The sequence below is a fragment of the Synechococcus sp. NOUM97013 genome (genome assembly GCF_014279815.1).
Lineage (GTDB): Bacteria > Cyanobacteriota > Cyanobacteriia > PCC-6307 > Cyanobiaceae > Synechococcus_C.
The window spans coordinates 1,654,773-1,671,294 of sequence record NZ_CP047941.1 but is presented as its reverse complement, the minus strand read 5'-3'; the positions used below and the strand labels follow the sequence as shown (position 1 = coordinate 1,671,294).

Annotated in this window: 17 protein-coding genes; 5 read left to right on the top strand and 12 right to left on the bottom strand. The window is 60.2% G+C overall.

All coding sequences use genetic code 11. From position 1 onward, the window contains the following. The first annotated feature begins 8 nt into the window (after positions 1 to 8). Both hisG and SynNOUM97013_RS09090 read left to right on the top strand, forming a co-directional pair. Positions 9 to 662, top strand: a complete 654-nt coding sequence (hisG, locus tag SynNOUM97013_RS09095) for an ATP phosphoribosyltransferase (protein WP_186481550.1) — start codon at positions 9 to 11, stop codon at positions 660 to 662. Continuing rightward, the gene (locus tag SynNOUM97013_RS09090) at positions 662 to 2,491 is read left to right on the top strand and encodes an ABC transporter ATP-binding protein (RefSeq protein WP_186479449.1); all 1,830 of its coding nucleotides are present in this window, start codon (positions 662 to 664) and stop codon (positions 2,489 to 2,491) included. The genes hisG and SynNOUM97013_RS09090 overlap by 1 nt, the downstream gene beginning before the upstream one ends. On the opposite strand, the gene SynNOUM97013_RS09085 is transcribed toward SynNOUM97013_RS09090, so the two are convergent. Next, a complete protein-coding gene (locus tag SynNOUM97013_RS09085) occupies positions 2,464 to 3,219 on the bottom strand; it encodes an alpha/beta fold hydrolase (protein ID WP_186479448.1) in 756 nt (251 codons plus the stop codon). The two genes, SynNOUM97013_RS09090 and SynNOUM97013_RS09085, sit on opposite strands and share 28 nt — an antisense overlap. A 79-nt stretch (positions 3,220 to 3,298) precedes the next feature. Here SynNOUM97013_RS09085 and SynNOUM97013_RS09080 point away from each other — a divergent pair, with 79 nt between their 5' ends. Continuing rightward, positions 3,299 to 3,802: a GNAT family N-acetyltransferase gene (locus SynNOUM97013_RS09080; RefSeq protein ID WP_370586419.1), complete on the top strand. Its 504-nt coding sequence runs from the start codon at positions 3,299 to 3,301 to the stop codon at positions 3,800 to 3,802. Here SynNOUM97013_RS09080 and SynNOUM97013_RS09075 read toward each other — a convergent pair. The 3 genes from SynNOUM97013_RS09075 to SynNOUM97013_RS09065 are packed head-to-tail and all read right to left on the bottom strand — an operon-like array spanning position 3,772 to position 6,297. Further along, on the bottom strand, positions 3,772 to 4,500 hold the full coding sequence (locus SynNOUM97013_RS09075; RefSeq protein WP_186479447.1) for a TIGR04283 family arsenosugar biosynthesis glycosyltransferase: 729 nt from the start codon (positions 4,498 to 4,500) through the stop codon (positions 3,772 to 3,774). The genes SynNOUM97013_RS09080 and SynNOUM97013_RS09075 overlap by 31 nt on opposite strands. Next, positions 4,497 to 5,123 (bottom strand): TIGR04282 family arsenosugar biosynthesis glycosyltransferase, encoded by a 627-nt coding sequence (locus SynNOUM97013_RS09070; protein ID WP_186479446.1) that lies wholly within the window; start codon positions 5,121 to 5,123, stop codon positions 4,497 to 4,499. Before SynNOUM97013_RS09070 ends, SynNOUM97013_RS09075 begins: the two co-directional genes overlap by 4 nt. Before the next feature lie 19 nt (positions 5,124 to 5,142). Further along, positions 5,143 to 6,297, bottom strand: a complete 1,155-nt coding sequence (locus SynNOUM97013_RS09065; protein ID WP_186479445.1) for a trypsin-like peptidase domain-containing protein — start codon at positions 6,295 to 6,297, stop codon at positions 5,143 to 5,145. 53 nt (positions 6,298 to 6,350) lie between these two features. Here SynNOUM97013_RS09065 and dnaA point away from each other — a divergent pair, with 53 nt between their 5' ends. Then, positions 6,351 to 7,784: a chromosomal replication initiator protein DnaA gene (gene dnaA, locus SynNOUM97013_RS09060; protein WP_255442706.1), complete on the top strand. Its 1,434-nt coding sequence runs from the start codon at positions 6,351 to 6,353 to the stop codon at positions 7,782 to 7,784. 6 nt (positions 7,785 to 7,790) lie between these two features. On the opposite strand, the gene SynNOUM97013_RS09055 is transcribed toward dnaA, so the two are convergent. After that, on the bottom strand, positions 7,791 to 8,441 hold the full coding sequence (locus tag SynNOUM97013_RS09055) for a ParB-like protein (protein ID WP_370586476.1): 651 nt from the start codon (positions 8,439 to 8,441) through the stop codon (positions 7,791 to 7,793). Between the two features lie 66 nt (positions 8,442 to 8,507). Further along, entirely contained in the window at positions 8,508 to 9,086 is a 579-nt protein-coding gene (locus tag SynNOUM97013_RS09050) for a DUF2808 domain-containing protein (RefSeq protein WP_186479444.1), read from the bottom strand. Positions 9,087 to 9,200: 114 nt separating this feature from the next. Between SynNOUM97013_RS09050 and gorA the strand changes: the two genes are divergently transcribed. Further along, complete coding sequence (gene gorA / locus SynNOUM97013_RS09045; RefSeq protein WP_186481546.1) at positions 9,201 to 10,562, top strand: glutathione-disulfide reductase; 1,362 nt, start codon at positions 9,201 to 9,203, stop codon at positions 10,560 to 10,562. 11 nt (positions 10,563 to 10,573) lie between these two features. On the opposite strand, the gene SynNOUM97013_RS09040 is transcribed toward gorA, so the two are convergent. The 6 genes from SynNOUM97013_RS09040 to SynNOUM97013_RS09015 are packed head-to-tail and all read right to left on the bottom strand — an operon-like array spanning position 10,574 to position 16,512. Beyond that, the gene (locus SynNOUM97013_RS09040) at positions 10,574 to 12,094 is read right to left on the bottom strand and encodes a GMC oxidoreductase (RefSeq protein WP_186479443.1); all 1,521 of its coding nucleotides are present in this window, start codon (positions 12,092 to 12,094) and stop codon (positions 10,574 to 10,576) included. A 40-nt stretch (positions 12,095 to 12,134) separates the two neighbouring features. Next, positions 12,135 to 12,740: a heme-copper oxidase subunit III gene (locus tag SynNOUM97013_RS09035; RefSeq protein WP_186479442.1), complete on the bottom strand. Its 606-nt coding sequence runs from the start codon at positions 12,738 to 12,740 to the stop codon at positions 12,135 to 12,137. A 4-nt stretch (positions 12,741 to 12,744) separates the two neighbouring features. Beyond that, complete coding sequence (locus SynNOUM97013_RS09030; RefSeq protein WP_186479441.1) at positions 12,745 to 14,433, bottom strand: cbb3-type cytochrome c oxidase subunit I; 1,689 nt, start codon at positions 14,431 to 14,433, stop codon at positions 12,745 to 12,747. 5 nt (positions 14,434 to 14,438) lie between these two features. Then, positions 14,439 to 15,383, bottom strand: a complete 945-nt coding sequence (locus SynNOUM97013_RS09025; RefSeq protein ID WP_186479440.1) for a cytochrome c oxidase subunit II — start codon at positions 15,381 to 15,383, stop codon at positions 14,439 to 14,441. Then, positions 15,380 to 16,015, bottom strand: a complete 636-nt coding sequence (locus SynNOUM97013_RS09020) for a DUF2231 domain-containing protein (RefSeq protein WP_186479439.1) — start codon at positions 16,013 to 16,015, stop codon at positions 15,380 to 15,382. The genes SynNOUM97013_RS09025 and SynNOUM97013_RS09020 overlap by 4 nt, the downstream gene beginning before the upstream one ends. Then, positions 16,012 to 16,512: a DUF2231 domain-containing protein gene (locus tag SynNOUM97013_RS09015; protein WP_186479438.1), complete on the bottom strand. Its 501-nt coding sequence runs from the start codon at positions 16,510 to 16,512 to the stop codon at positions 16,012 to 16,014. Before SynNOUM97013_RS09015 ends, SynNOUM97013_RS09020 begins: the two co-directional genes overlap by 4 nt. Between the last annotated feature and the right edge of the window lie 10 nt (positions 16,513 to 16,522).

Genomic DNA, 16,522 nt, shown 5'->3' with positions numbered 1-16,522 from the left:
AGGCTTCCATGATCACCGTTGCACTGGCCAAGGGCGCGCTACTGCGCGACTCAGTGGACCGTTTCAAAGCAGCGGGACTGGATTTTTCAGCGGTGCTTGACCCCGATAACCGTCAGTTGATGGTTCCATCCGTTTGCGGTCGAGCCAGGGCTCTGCTGGTTCGCAACGGTGATGTGCCGGTCTACGTCGCGTACGGCCAGGCGCAGCTCGGCGTGGTCGGTTACGACGTACTGCGAGAGCATCAGATGCCCGTTGCTCACCTGGCCGATCTCGGATTTGGCGGTTGCCGCATGTCCGTGGCTGTGAAATCCAGCAGCGGTTATCAGCGCGTAACGGATCTGCCCCCTCATTGCCGCGTCGCCAGCAAGTTCACCCGCTGCGCCAGGCAGTATTTCGACTCCATTGACCTTCCCGTCGAGCTGGTGCACCTGTCGGGCTCGGTTGAGTTGGGTCCGATCACCGGCATCGCCGAAGCGATTGTCGACCTGGTGGCCACAGGTCGAACCCTCAGAGACAACGGTCTCGTCGCGATCGAGGATCTCTTCCACACCACCGCGCGGTTGGTGGGGCATCCCCTGTCCCTGCGCCTCGATCAGGGAGAGCTTCAGCAGATCATCACGGCCATGGATGCACAAAGGTCCACTCCGGTGAGTGCAGCCTGATGGCCGGTTCGGACCTGAAACGCATCCGCCGTCTGGGTCGTTACCTCGGACAGGACCGTCGTCGCTTGCTGCTGACGCTGACGCTGTTGGTGCCGCTGGCTTTTTCCGTTGCCGTTCAGCCGCTGCTCATCGGTCAGGCCATCTCGATTCTTCGCACCGTGGGTGGTGCCACCAACGAAGCGGTGGTGCCGCTTCTCCAGCCGCTCGACAGCACCCTTGCTCTCCGACTGATCATTGCTGCATTGCTGATCGCGGTGCTGCTGCGTTTTGCTCTGCAGAGGGTTCAGCTCTCCAACAACCAGTACCTGGGTCAGCGACTCACGGCCAGGATCCGCCGTGACCTGTTCTCCCATGCGATGGATCTTTCCCTCAGGTATCACGACCGCATGCCTGTGGGAAAGCTGCTGACGCGTCTCACCAGCGATGTGGATGCTCTTGCTGAGGTTTTCGCCAGTGGAGCTGTTGGTGTGATCACCGACCTTGTCACGCTCACGGTGATCGCCGTCACCATGCTGCTCATCGAGTGGCGCCTGGGCCTGCTGCTTCTGGTGTCTCAGGTTCCTGTGACCCTGGTGATCCTCTGGTTGCAACGGCGGTATCGCAAGGCCAATTACCGGGTCCGTGAGGAGTTGTCTCAGCTCAACGCTGACTTTCAGGAAAATCTGCAGGGCCTCGATGTCGTCCAGATGTTTCGACGTGAGGCCTTCAACGGTGAGCGCTTCAACCGCACGGGTCGGGCCTACCGGGAAGCGGTCAATGGAACGATCCTGTTCGACAGCAGCATTTCTGCCTTCCTGGAGTGGGTGGCTCTCGGAGCCGTCGCTGTCGTTCTGGCCCTTGGCGGATGGATGGTGACGGGCGGCGCGATCGGGCTTGGAACACTCACCACCTTCATTCTTTATTCCCAACGTTTGTTCGACCCTCTGCGCCAGATGGCTGAGCGCTTCACACAGATTCAGGGGGGACTGACCGCTGTGGAGCGGATCGGAGAACTCCTGGAGGAGCCACTTGAGATTCGGGATCTCTCCGCTGATCTCACCTCAGATGCCCCGGATGGCACGGCCAGACCTTTGCAGGTGATGCCCTCAACACGCGGGGAAGTGATTTTTGAAGGTGTGCATTTCGCCTATCGCCCTGATGAGCCGATCCTTCAGGACCTCAGCTTCCGCATCGCGCCCGGTGAGCATGTGGCCTTGGTCGGCCCCACCGGCTCCGGCAAGACCACAGTCATCCGTTTGCTGTGTCGCCTGTATGAGCCCCAACAGGGGCGAATCCTGCTGGATGGTCGCGACATCCGCACCCTGCCGCTTGCCGAGCTGCGCCGTCAGTTGGGTGTGGTTCTTCAGGACACCTTCCTCTTCAGCGGCACTGTTGCTGACAATCTCCGTCTGGATCGTGAGATCGATGATCGGCAGCTGAGCGAGATCTGCAGGGATCTGGGCTTGAACGGCTTGCTCGGTCGCTTGCCCCAGGGGCTTGACACGGAACTGCGGGAACGGGGTGGCAACCTCAGCTCCGGTGAGCGTCAGCTTCTGGCTGTGGCAAGGGTCGCGATCCGCAACCCCAATGTGCTGGTGATGGATGAGGCCACAGCCTTCATGGATCCTTCCACCGAAGCCACCCTGCAGCGGGATCTTGATCGGCTGCTCGAGCGGCGCACGGCTGTGGTGATTGCCCACCGCCTGGCCACGGTGGAAGCGGCTGATCGGATTCTGGTGCTGCGTCGTGGTCGCCTGATCGAGCAGGGCACTCATCGTCAGCTTCGCGCTCAGGGCGGTCTCTACGCCGAACTTGCCGAACTTCAGGAGCGGGGATTGGCGCGGCTCTGATCGGCCATCCATTCGATCAGCATTCTCCGGAGTTGGTCCGGTTGCTCACGCATGGCCAGGTGGCCGCAGGAGCTGAGCTCCCGGTAGTCGTGGTAGGGGCTGTAAGCCGCCAGATGTCGCACATAACCAGGTTCCATCACCTGGTCCTTGTCACCGCTGATCCAGAGATTGTTGACGCCAAGCTCAGCGACCAAGCCAGGTAGTTCGCGCACCGCACCCCGGCAGGTGCTGTTCACGAGCAGGCCTCGGGCGGCCCGATGTTCGGCCTTGAATGGACCCAGTGAACCGATCGGCGCCGGCCATCGGCCCAAGCCATCGGGACGCAGTTCCAGGATCAGATTGCCAATGCCGCGCAGACGACGAAAGGGTCTTGGTTGATAGATGCCACCTCCGGCTGCCAGCTGCACCACCCCGTAGAGATTCGATCGTTGTTGACGGCGCAATTCCGCTTCGGCGTGCAGCACCACACTGCCGCCGAGGGAATGACCCATCAGCACGAATGGACGTCCCTGGGCCCTCTCGCTGGCTGCTTCAGCTAGCCACCGCCCATAGCTCGCCAGGTTCGGCAGCAAGCCAGAGGGCCTGGGTGCATCGCCGAAACCGGGTAGGTCCGGGCACCAGAGCTCGATCTCCCGATGCTGCCGAGCCCAACCGTCGGCGAACGGAGCCCAGACCTGCTTGCTGAGAAGCCAGCCATGGACAGCGATCAACAGGCGGTCGGCAGTCATCGCGTCAGATCAGGCCATTCCACCTTGCCGCTCTTTTGGCCTTCGGTGCGTCAGGATCGACCTGAAATTGCCCCGTCCGGTGACCGACCACTCCTCCCTGACTCCAGAGATCCTGCAGGCGATGTACGGCGATCAGGCGAAGCTGTGTGCGTCACCCAGCGATCAACTGACCTTGGTGTTCAGCCAGCACCGCCCCTTTGATCTGGTGGAGCTTGAGCAGCTGCTGGAGGCGGTGGGTTGGAGTCGTCGGCCTGTGCGGCGCGTGCGCAAAGCCCTGGACCACAGCCTTTTGAGAGTTGGCCTGTGGCGGCATGATCTGCGGGTACCTCGCCTGGTGGGCTTTGCCCGCTGCACCGGTGATGGTGTGCTGGAGGCCACCATCTGGGATGTGGCCGTTCATCCGCTTTATCAGGGCTCCGGACTCGGCAGTCAGCTGATGGACTACATCCTGGATGCCTTGCGCGCGCTCGGTACCGAGCGGGCCACGCTGTTCGCTGATCCTGGTGTGTTGCCGTTCTACAAACGTCTCGGATGGGATCTGGAACCCGGCGGTCACCGCTGTGGCTTCTGGTATGCCAACTGATCAGCGCTGTAGCGACGCGCCAGTTGCTCCGCTGACGCGCCTCGTTTCCATTGGTGACGCAGCATGGCGTTGCGCCAGCTGCGCCGGAGCACACCATCCTGATCCCAGCGCCGCCCATCCGTGGTCAGCGGCAAGCCAATCCGGCGCAAGCGCGTGATCTTGCTCAAGCGCTCGACCAGATCGAGATCTTCCATCAGCGGCAGCTCCTTGAAACCACCGCAGCGCTCATACAGGCCGCGGTGAATCAGCAACCCCTGATCACCATAAGGGCGCTGCAACCAGCGGCTGCGCACGTGCACGAGCTGCTCCAGCAGGCGTCTTGCCCACGAGGCCGGCTCGATGCACAGGTCGAAATACCAACCGGAGTCCTGGGCCTCCGCTGACCGCAGCAGACGGATGACTGAGTCCTGCCAGCTGGGTGCCAACCGGCTGTCGGCATGGAGGAAGAGCAGCCAATCCCCTCTGGCTTCGCCGGCCGCGATCGCCAGCTGACGTCCCCGGCAAGGGGGATGGACCCTGATGACGCGCCCGCCGGCCAGTTCCGCAATCTGTGGGCTGGCATCGTTGCTGCCACCATCACTGATCAGAATCTCGAGTGGGAACTTGCTCTGCTGCAGGTCTGCCAGCAAGAGCGGCAGGCGCGCTGCCTCATTCAGGCAGAGCACGATCACGCTCACTTGAGGCTGGTGCCTGGTCATTCCAGCCAAGCTGTCAGGTCGTTCAGCTGGTCGATGTCGTTGCGTTCCATGAGCTCAACGGGCTCCACGCCATGAAGCCGAGCGCGTTCGCGCGTCACACGACACACCCGCTCGGTCCCCCATGGCATGGAGTGGAAGGGCCAGCGGGGTGCTCCGGAGGCTGAGCCATTCAGGCCGAGCAGCCAGTAGCCCCCGTCTTGGGATGGACCAAGCACCACAGCTGCGGTTTTCAGCGCTTCGATGGCTTGCGTGAGATCCCGTTCCTCCAGATTGGGCAGATCCGTCCCGATCAGGATCACCGGTGAGCCGGGATGCAGCGTCCTGGCCCTGAGCACCTCCCGTCGCATGCGATTGCCGAGGTCACCGTTGCCCTGGCCGATGACCCTGGCCTCGGGCATCGATGCCAACCAACGTTGACGTGCACGGGGGCCCGCGCCGCTGACAGCAATGTGCAGATGGAGCCGCTGCTGCGCCGCCATGTTCCGCGCGACGGTCAAGGTGTGGGCAATCAGCCGTGACTGGATGCGTGCCGCTGGCGATGCCCCCAGGGCATGAGCCAGTCGCCGTTTGCAACGACCGCTGGCCGGCCAGCGGGTCATCACCACCAACACCGGCAGTGTCATCGGATCCGTTGCGCGTGCATCACTGCTGACGGGGAAGCTCTTCGGGCGTCACCGTCAGCTCCACTGTCTCGCCGTCGCGTTCGACCACGATCGGCATGGGTTGCCCGACGCGTCCGCGGTCCACCGCCAGCTGCACCTGTGAGGGGTCCTGAACCTTGGTGCCGTTGACATTGCGGATCAGATCGCAAGTCTTGATTCCTCCACGGGAGGCTGGGCTGTCGATCACCACCTCGATCACGAGTGCACCGTTCAGTTCTGGGACCTGGCAGAAGTCACTGGTGGCGTTGATCTCCTTGGCGAGCTGGGGAGTCAGACCCTGCAGGCGCACGCCAATGAAGGGGTGGGAGGCCTGACCGGTGCTAATGATCTGCTGGGCGATGCGTTTGGCCAGATTGATCGGGATTGCAAAGCTCAGTCCGGCTCCAGGCGCCTGACGGATCGCGGTGTTGATGCCAATCACCTGACCGGCGGCATTGATCAATGGACCGCCACTGTTGCCGGGATTCACGGCTGCATCGGTCTGTATGTAAGGAACTCGCTGCCCTTCCCCAACGGCATTGGTGCGGTCAACGGCGCTGATGATTCCTGCCGTCACGGTGTTGTTCAGGCCGAGTGGGTTGCCGATGGCAATGGCCCACTCTCCAGGTTTGAGATCGTTGGAATTTCCCAGCGGAGCGACGGGCAGCTTGTCGGCCACCACGCGAACCACGGCCACATCGGTCAGCGGATCACCACCCAGCACGTCTCCGCGGAAGCTGCGGCCGTCAGGGAGTGTCACGGAAACCTGATCAGCCCCTTCCACCACGTGAGCATTGGTGAAGATCAATCCGTCGGAGCGGGTGATGAACCCCGACCCCTGCCCGGCTTGCTGCTGGACCGGTGGACGTCCTCCAAACAGGTTGCCCAGCGGGTTGACCACGCGCTTGACGGTGTCGATTCGAACCACGGCCGGACCCACCCGATCCACGGCCTGAACGATGACGTTCTTGCCCGGTTGCAGCGGGGCTGAACGAGGCCCATCACTGACTTCCGGCAGCGGTTCCGTGGCTGGAGGCTTCTCCAGCCCGACCCGTTCGCGCCAGGAGGTTCCGCAGCCGCTCAGCGTTGTGCCGATGAGGCCGATTCCCAGAAGCAGTGAAATCCTTTGCAGTGAGCGCAGGCTGGCGGGGGCCATGGACATCCGTGACTTGGTCAGGGTCTCATTAAAGACTGAACGATCGGTCAGAGGTGCGTAGATTCAGCCTCCTTGATTCAGGCGACGCGGTGCTGACGGGCAGTGAGCTTTGGAGTCATGTTCAGAAGGCCCTTCAGAGCAACCTCAGCAAACCCACCTTCGAAACCTGGATTCGACCGGCTCAATGCAGCGGATTCCGGGATGGAACGCTCACGCTGCTCGCTCCCAACAGCTTTGCCAGCAACTGGCTGCGCAAGAACTACGCGAGCACGATTGCGGATGTGGCCGGTGAGATCGTTGGTCAGCCGGTGAAGGTGTCGGTTCAGGCCCGCGATGGGGATGATCTCCAGGCTGCGGCAGGTGCCGGCAGCGCTGCCTCGGCTGCGGCCCCTGATTCCACCCCCGTGGCGGCTCAGCCCCCTGCGGCGACTCCGAGCGCTGCTGCGCCGAGGCGGCTTCCGGGCCTGAACATGCGCTACGTGTTCAACCGCTTTGTGGTCGGCCCCAACAGCCGCATGGCCCATGCGGCCGCGCTAGCTGTCGCGGAAGCGCCTGGGCGCGAGTTCAACCCGTTGTTCATCTGCGGTGGTGTGGGTCTTGGCAAGACCCACCTGATGCAGGCCATTGGCCATTACCGCCTGGAGATCGACCCTGAGGCCAAAGTTTTCTACGTTTCCACCGAAACCTTCACCAATGACCTGATCGTGGCCATCCGCAAGGACGGCATGCAGGCCTTCCGGGATCGCTACCGAGCAGCTGATCTGATCCTTGTGGATGACATCCAGTTCATTGAGGGCAAGGAGTACACCCAGGAAGAGTTCTTTCACACCTTCAACGCGCTGCATGAGGCCGGCCGCCAGATCGTGATCGCCAGCGATCGCCCACCCAGTCAGATTCCACGACTCCAGGAGCGCCTGATCTCACGCTTCTCGATGGGATTGATCGCTGACATCCAGGCGCCTGATCTGGAGACCCGTATGGCGATCCTGCAGAAGAAAGCCGAGCAGGAACGGGTTTCGCTCCCCCGAGACCTGATTCAGTACATCTCTGGTCGCTTCACCTCCAACATCCGTGAACTCGAAGGTGCTCTGACCCGCGCCGTGGCGTTCTCATCGATCACCGGCATGCCCATGACGGTTGAGTCGGTGGCCCCGATGCTTGACCCCAGTGGTCAGGGTGTGGAAGTCACGCCTGAGCAGGTGATCGACAAGGTGTCCGAAGTGTTCGGGGTGTCGGCGGATGACATGCGCAGCAGCAGCCGTCGTCGTGCGGTCAGCCAGGCCCGCCAGGTGGGAATGTTTCTGATGCGTCAGGGCACGGGGCTGAGCTTGCCTCGCATCGGTGAAACCTTCGGAGGGAAGGACCACACCACCGTGATGTATGCCATCGAACAGGTGGAGAAGAAACTCGCCAGCGATCCCCAGGTTGCGAGTCAGGTTCAGCGAGTGCGTGACCTGCTCCAGATCGACTCCAGGCGCAAGCGTTAGGTGAGTTCAGGAATTGCCGGTCCAGCCAGCCAGGTGTCGCGCCGCTGAAGATTGGCAGAGCCGTCGGGCGGCTGGCAGCGCCGGTTCGAGTTGCGCTGAACTGAACGGAGGCAAAGGGCGGGTGCGGAGCCAGCTGCCCCAGCGGAATTCGTGATAAGGGATCAGGGGTTGTGGCTTGATCAGTCGTTCTTTCTTGAGCTTCCACACCAGGCTTCGGTAGGGATCGTCCTGCAGGTCAAGAAGAGAGGTCGGAAGGTCTGATGGAGCCCATGGTCCATTGCCACGGCCATCGTGGAGATAGAGCCAACCCCGATGCTGGAGGGCTTCCAGGGCGTCATTTCGATTGACACTTTCGAGTTCAGCGATCACATAGCCATAGGTGGAGACATCCGCATCCATCTCCAGCAGGGCCCGCAGACGGTGATGACGATCCACCATCCAGAGCTGGCCCTGTCTGTTGCGCACCAGAGGCACCGGTTTGCCACGCAAGTAGCTGAGCCTTTCGCTCTTGCTGTCCTCCCCGAAGTCGCGTTGACGGCTCCACACCTCGGCGAGTCCCACACACATCTGGGTGGGTTGCAGCGCACGCACCTTGACCTCGAACAGATCGTGTTCGCCGTCGTGATCGGGAATCCGGTCGAAATGGGTCAGGTGCAGGGTGAAGTCCGCAACGTTCCGAATCTCACCCTATGCCGATCTCAACGATTCTTCCGTGTTGGATCATCAGTCTCGGAAGGGTTGCAGGATGTCCATCTGGAGGACACCGACCACCTGGGGGATGGGATTGGGGCCTGCAGGAATGGCTGACAGGGAAAAGCTGTAGAGACCTTCAGGCGGATTCCTGCCCAGCTGAAAGGCCACGGTGACGGTGTTGCCCGGTGCCACCGCCTGTGGGAAATGCACCATCACGCTGCGCGCCTTGTCAGCGAATTCGGCTTCTGCGGCAATCGCGTCCCCTTCCCGTCGTGGTGTTCCCAAAAATGCTCGAACCGGAACGGCGCCCCACCGAAAGGCCGGATGCACGCCACGGATCTGCTCGAGGCTGATAGCGCCGAGCCCTGCTTCGGCACCAGCAGGAAACTCGAGCACCACGTAAGCCACCGCTCTGCCCTGAAAGGCGTACCACTGGTAGTTCACCAGTTTTGCCTTCGTGGGCACTGCCACGAAGCTGGTCTGACCGTTGAGCTCAAGCGATCGCACTGGAGCCAGTGAGCTCAACAAGGCAACCGTGAGGAATGTGGCGAGGGCGGCCGCTTTGGCAGTGCCTTTAGCGGTGCTCTTGGTCGTGACGCTCAGACGCATGGCGTTGGTGGGTTCCCGTTGATTCTGGTCGAATCGGCGGTTGCCTCATGCATGCACGGATCCCGAGATCCATCGCATAGCCCTCAGAATGAGGAGCGATTGATGAGCATTCCGGTGGAGCAGTCGTTTGATCTCGTGGTGATCGGTGCTGGCTCTGGTGGTCTGGCGGCAGCCAAGCGGGCGGCGCGCTACGGCGCCAAGGTCGCCATCGTCGAAGGCGACCGTGTGGGTGGAACCTGCGTGATTCGCGGCTGTGTGCCCAAGAAGCTGCTGGTTTATGGATCCAAGATGGTGGAGCATCTCGAGAATGCCCCCAGCTACGGCATTCATCCTTCAGCGCTGACGGTCGACTCGGCTCAGTTGCTCGCCAATGTGCGCAACGAGGTGGATCGCCTGAATGCGCTGCACATCGACTTCCTGGAGAAGGCCGGGGTGACCTTGATTCGAGGCTGGGGCCGCTTCGAGGACGATCGGCACATCGTCGTGTCGTCGACCCCCGAGGGCGTGCCTGAGCATCGGCTCCGCGCTGAACGGGTGATGATCGGCGTGGGTGGTCGTCCCCATCGTCCCGATATTCCTGGCGCCCATCTGGCCTGGGTGAGTGATGACATGTTCCAGCTGGAGCGCTTCCCCGAACGGGTGGTGGTGGTCGGCGCCGGTTTCATCGCCTGCGAATTTGCCGGAATCCTTCGAGGTCTGGGTGTGCAGGTGACCCAGCTCGTGCGGCGCGATCACCTTCTCCATGGTTTCGACAGCGAGCTGTCGTCGGCGGTGCAGGAGGGCATGCTTGCGCAAGGTATCGACTTGCGTTTCTCCGCCAGCCCTGTCGCCATTGAAGGAGTGCAAGGGGATCTCGTTGTGTCCACGCAAACCGGAGAGCGGCTCCCCTGCGGTGGTGTTCTGTTGGCGACAGGTCGACGCCCGTTCCTGGAAGGACTCAACCTGCAAGCCGCGGGCATCACCGTGGAAGGGCATCGGGTCCCGGTGAATGCTGATCAGTGCACCAACGTCTCCCATGTCTTCGCCGTTGGCGATGTCACAGACCGCATCTGTCTGACGCCCGTTGCGATTGACGAAGGTCGCGCCTTCGCAGACAGCATCTATGGCCAGCGGCCGCGGCAGGTCAACCATGAACTCGTGGCGAGCGCCGTGTTCAGTCAACCGGAACTGGCCACGGTGGGTCTTTCGGAGGATGAGGCGGTGGCTCGCTTTGGGGTGTCGGGGGTGGTGATCCATCGCGCCCGTTTCCGCTCCATGGAACAGTCCTTGCCCAAGCGTGGTCCGCGCTGTCTGCTCAAACTGGTGCTTGAAGCGGGCTCAGAGAAGGTGCTTGGTTGCCACATGGTGGGCGACCATGCGGCCGAGATCATTCAGATGGCTGCGATCGCCGTTGGCATGGGGGCCACCAAGTCGGACTTCGATCGCACCATGGCCTTGCATCCCACGGTGTCGGAGGAGTTCGTCACGATGGCCTGATGGCCATGGGGTCAACCTCGGATTTTGCGATCAAGGGTGTCGGCGAGACGTAGGGCCAGAGCGATGGTGGTGAGTCCTGGTCCAACACTCGGGCAACTGGCAAACACGCTGGTGTCGGCGATGTAAAGGTTGTCGACGTCGTGGCATTTGCCGTCAGCATCCACAACGGATGTGGCGGCATCGTGTCCCATGCGGCAGGTGCCGCAGGCGAAGCCAACCACACTCAATGGAGCTTCCCCCCGGGGATGCACCGGCTGCGATGTCACTCCCTGGGTCTGGGGGTCCGCCTCGATCGCCTTGAGGGTGTCGATCCAGCGGTAGACGAGACGATCGTGTGCTTCGCGGTTGTTGTGGATGTAATTGATACGGACTTGATTGTTGTTCAGCCAAACGCGGTTTTCTGGATCAGGCAGCACTTCGGTCATGGCCCACCACGCCACGGACCGTGACGCCAGACGTTCGATCCCAGCATCGGGAATCATCTTGCTCACCAGGGAGAGCACCGGAGGTGATTCCGCGAACAAGGCATCCTGCAGTACGCCGCCGGCGGCCTGAATGTGGCCGAGTGGAAAACTGACGTTCTTGTCTCCCCAGTAGTAGTCATTGATCCCAAGGGATCGCGCATAGCGGCCGCTGTTCGCTTCGGATGCTTTTTGCAGGATTGACGTGAGCTGAAGATTCATCAGATTGCGTCCCACCTGTTCGGAGCGATTGGCGAGTCCCCCCGAATGCCGCTCGTTGCTGGAGCGCAGCAGGATTGCTGGGGTGTTGATGGCGCCTGCGGCCAGCACGATCAGATCGGCTGAAAACAGCCAGGCCTCTCCGTCCACATCGGCTTCCACTCCCTTCACTTCCCGGCCCGATGGATTCACATGCAGCCGTTGAACGGTGGCGAGGGTGCGCACCTGCAGGTTGTTGGTGTCGGCGTTGTCGAGCCCATAGAGCTGGGCGTCGCCGCTGGGGTCATCCTGATTGTCGGACCAGCTGATCGGCAGGTCATAGGGCTGACAACCCTGACGCTCCAAGCCTTCGCGTAACGGCTCGAGGAACGGTGTTAATGGACGTGGCAGATGCTCGAAATCTTTGGTGCGTGGTGGCTCGGTGGGATCCACACCGACCTTGCCATGCACGTGGTAAAGCGCTTCGGCCTTGTCGTAGTACGGGGCCAGAGTGCCGTAATCAAGGGGCCAGGCGGGAGACATGCCCTGCTGCAGTTTCACCTCGCCGAACTCCCGTTCCCGCATCCGCTCCAAAACCGCACCCCAGATCTTGGTGTTGCCTCCCAGCGCATAGGCGGTTTGCGGTGCGATCGGGTCACCGTCAGGTCCGAACCAGCGCTCATCCTTGGGGTGGTAGCGATCCTTTCGCAGCAGATCCACATCTGCGACGTTCTGGTCGCTGAGTGCCATGGCTTCGCCACGTTCGAGCAGCAGGACTCGGCGTCCAGCACGACTCAGTGCACCCGCGAGAGTGCCTCCCCCGGCACCACTGCCGATAACGATGATGTCGTAGTGGCGATCGTCAATGATCATGGCTGGATGTTTGGGGTGTGAATCGGCCGTTGCAGGTTGATCAGGTGGTGCGTTGCCAGACGTAGATCAGCACGTAGAGGATGATCCAGATCACATCCACGAAATGCCAGAACAGGCTGACGGCTGTAACGCCCATTTCCCCTTTGGCGTAGTTGTTGGGACGGAAGGATCGAGCCAGCATCAGACCCATCAGCAGGATGCCGGTGATGACATGAAGTCCATGGAATCCCGTTAACAGATAGAAAGTCCCACCAAAGACGCCGCTGCTGAGATGGAAGGGAAGTTCCGACCATTCGACGTACTGCCCGTAGACGAAGTAGGCACCCATGGCCATGGTGAGCAGCCATAGGGCACGGAATCCCCAGAGGTTGTCTCTGTGCAGATAGCGCTCAGCGAAATAGGCGACGAAGCTGGAACTCACCAGGATGACGGTGTTGATGAAGGGAAGCTTTGTCTCCAGACCTTCAACCCCCTCTGGTAGCCATTCAGGGCTGGTGAGTTTCAGCAGTGAAAAACCGACGAAGAATGCCAGAAAGATGATGCTTTCTGAGCAGAGAAAAATGACGAAACCGGTGAGGTTGTGGCCGTCATGCTTGATGTGCCCCGGTTCGTGATTGAGAGCGAGATCTGGATTGGCGCTGGTCATCGAATTAGGCCTCCATGGATCGGCGGATGTAGAACTCCTCATCCTCAACGAGGGGGCGCCCAAGTCCGTAGCCATAGGGCTCATTGATCACCGTGGGCACGTCATCTTCAAAATTTTCGGCAGGGGGTGGAGAGGGCAACAGCCACTCCAGTCCGATCGCATTCCATGGGTTGGCAGACGCTTTGGCGCCGCGTGACCAGGAGCTGACAATGTTGAGAATGAATGGAATGGAAGCCACCCCGAGCATGAAGGCTCCGATGCTGGCGATTACATTCCAGATGGCAAATTCCGGGTCATAGGAGGCGACACGGCGGGGCATGCCGTAAAGGCCGGCCCAATGGAGCGGGAGCCAATTGAGGGTGGCCCCGATGAACGTGAGTGCGAAATGTACTTTGCCGAGACCTTCGTAATACATGCGTCCGGTGAACTTCGGAAACCAGTGGTAGATGCCGGCGAAGATTCCGAATCCGATCGTGTTGAAGATGATGTAGTGGAAATGAGCGACTACGAAGTAGGTGTTGCCGACGTGAATATCAATGGGAACGGTGCCAAGCATCACACCCGTGATGCCGCCGAAGATGAAGTTCACCAGCCCTCCCAGGACAAACAACATGGGAGTGGTGAGGCGGATTTTGCCTCCCCAGAGTGTGCCCAGCCATGCAAACACCTTCACGCCTGTTGGAACGGCGATCAGCATGGTGGTGACCATGAACAGATTGCGCATCCACTGCGGTGTTCCTGTATAGAACATGTGGTGAACCCACACGATCAGACCGAGGAACGTGATGATGAATGATGCCAGAGCCACGAACTTGTAGCCGAAAAGTGGCTTGCGGGAATACACCGTGATCAGTTCGGAAAAAATACCGAACACCGGCAACACCATCACGTACACCGCTGGGTGCGAGTAAAACCAGAAGAAGTGTTGATAAAGAACCGGATCACCACCGCCTTCAGGTCGGAAGAAACTGGTGCCGAAGCTGAGGTCAAACAGGAGCATGATGGCGCCCCCTGTCAGTGCGGGCAGGCCAATCAGCTGGAGGGTCTGGGCGGCCCAGGCGGTCCAGATAAACACCGGCATCTTGAAGAAACCCATGCCAGGAGCCCGCATGCGCAGGATCGTGGTCACAAAATTGATGGCGCCCATGATCGAGGAGATTCCGGACAGCGCCACGGCGAGAATCCACAGAAATTCCCCGTTGATCAGATGCCCGAGCGGGTTCTGAATGCTGACCGGTGGATACGACCACCAACCGGATGATGCGGGACCACCCGGTACGAAAAAGCTGCTGAGCAACACCAGGGCAAACACAGGCACCAGCCAGAAGGCGGCGGCATTCACCTTGGGGAAGGCCATATCCGGCGCCCCGATCATGGTGGGAATCAGGAGATTGTTGAATCCATTCAGGACCGGAAAAAGAAACAGGAACAGCATCACTGTCCCGTGCATCGTGTAAAGACCGTTGTAGACACTCGGGTCAACTAGATCGGATGGTGGCGTGATCAGCTCCCCACGCATCACCATGGCCAGCAGGCCTCCCACAAGCAGGAAGAACAGTGACAGGCCGATGTACTGAATACCGATCACCTTGGCGTCAGTATTGAAACTGAAAAAGCGTTTCCAGTTGTCGGGAGCCCCAGGAACAGGGTGCGGCGCCTTGAGCACGCGCGGGTCGTAATTCGTGCTGGTCATCGGGGTCAGGCGTCGTGGGGCTCGTCGGGATTGCCGGGGTCGTTGACCATCGGTGGTGTTGCGGGAGCAACCGTGGCCCAGCCACGGTCACCGTCTTTAAGTCGCTTGGCGTAAAGAGGTGTTCCTGGGCTCAGTCCCTGCACCAGTGGACGTTTGGCCGTGGCCTTCAGCCATGTTTCGTAGGACTGATCCGACTCGACAATCACGTCGGTCTGATTTTTAGAGAAGTAAGCGCCGCTGAACATCGAGTCGCGCAAGCGATAACGACCTTCCCGGGTCGGTGTGATGCTGTAAGAGATCACACTCCCGGGAATGATGTCCTGCTTCAGACGGAATGCGGGGATGTAGAAGCCATGCAATACATCCTCCGAGCTGAGCTGAAAATTGGCCCGCTGATTGACCGGTAAATGAAGTTCTGAGCTCCGTACACCATTTGGATAGACGAACTCCCAGGACCACTGGCGGGCGATCACATCGATCGGCCCGATGTCACGACGTGCGTCCACCGTTGCTACGGCATCGGGGGCTTGATTGACTGCAACGTCGTATTTCTGTTTGGGACCCAGGGATGCCAGCTTTTCGTTCACTTGGATCGAATAGAAGGCCAAAGCCATCACGATCACGAAGGGAATCACCGTCCACGTGATTTCCAGTTTGGTGTTGCCTTCGATGGGAAGACCGTCACTTTCATCGTATTTCTCAGCTCGGCTGAAGATCACAGACCAAAGGATGAATCCCACGGAGCCGATGAAAATGAAGGCTCCAATCCCCACTTCAAGACTGAACAGATCATCGACATAGGGCGCTGCTGTTGATGCAGGGACAGGAAGCCATGCATAGGACCAGCGCGCAACCTGAACGCTTAAGAGAGCATCGACTAGAACTGCGATCGCAACAACGATCAGCAACCGGAGGGGGAATCCTTTCTTGGGGGTTTGTGTGGATGTCATGGCAGGGCCTCCTTGAGATCTGCACCCGCCGCAAGAAGCTGATCTGCGGTGATGTGAACACCGAATTCACTGGCTAGCCAGGCACCGAGGCTTCCGTGCAAGCCCATGATCAGCAGGATGAGGGTTCCGCAGCCCAGATAGAGCCAGGACACTTGACGGCCAAAATCCTTGCGCCAGACGAAACGTTGGTAGCCGCGCCAGATGGTCATCGCCACGATGGCCAGTAGCAAGGCAACACCACCAATGCCGTGCCAAAGCATCGTGTTAATGGCATTCTGACCAATCACATTGCGAATTCCCGGCAGCGGGACGGCCAGGAGCATCTCGTAGAAGCCGGCGGCCACCGTGAAAAAGGTGATGACGCTGCAGGCGAGCACGTTGTACCAACCCACATCGTGAAATCCACTGCGGGTAACGGGCAGGGCGAGATAGCGGAAAACCCTTTTTTCAAGCGGATAGAACGCACCTGCAAAATCAAACGCGACGCCGATGGCGAACAATCCAATGGTGAAGTGCACCAAATTCGGATGGATCGGAATGGCATAAGGGAGATCGTTCGCCCCCAGTTGCTCAGCGATGTCGTTGATGGGCGATGGAATGGCCATCAGGTGGATCAGGCTGATCGCTGTCATGAAACCGCTCCACTACGAATGGCTTCCACCACAGGAACGGTGTGCAGTCCGTAGACCCAAACCAGCTTGTCTCCGAGATAGACCTGGCAGAACACGAGGGTTGCCAGCACTCCATCAATCACGAGAAAGCCAGCAGGCAAATGGGTGGGATCTTTTTGCCGAACCACATAGCGCCATCCGGTCAGGAGGCCTAACACCCCCGCCAGAGACCAGCCAATGGTGCTGTGGTAGTTGAGGATGTCGCGGGAGGCCCCGTAAGGATTAGCTAGACCAGCTTCAATCTGGCCGAAAATGATCGCTACGAAGATGGCCACCGTGGCCACCACAAGATTCCAGAAGCTCACTTCGAAGAGATTTCTTCGTCGCGTGATCACACCAACCAGATCAAAAACGACGCTGATCAGCGCCATCGCGATCACAAAGTGCACCACGATTGGATGAATGACATCCAACCAGGGAAGGTTTTTGTCGTTGAGCGGTGGAAGCAGCTCGAGCATCGGCAAGCCG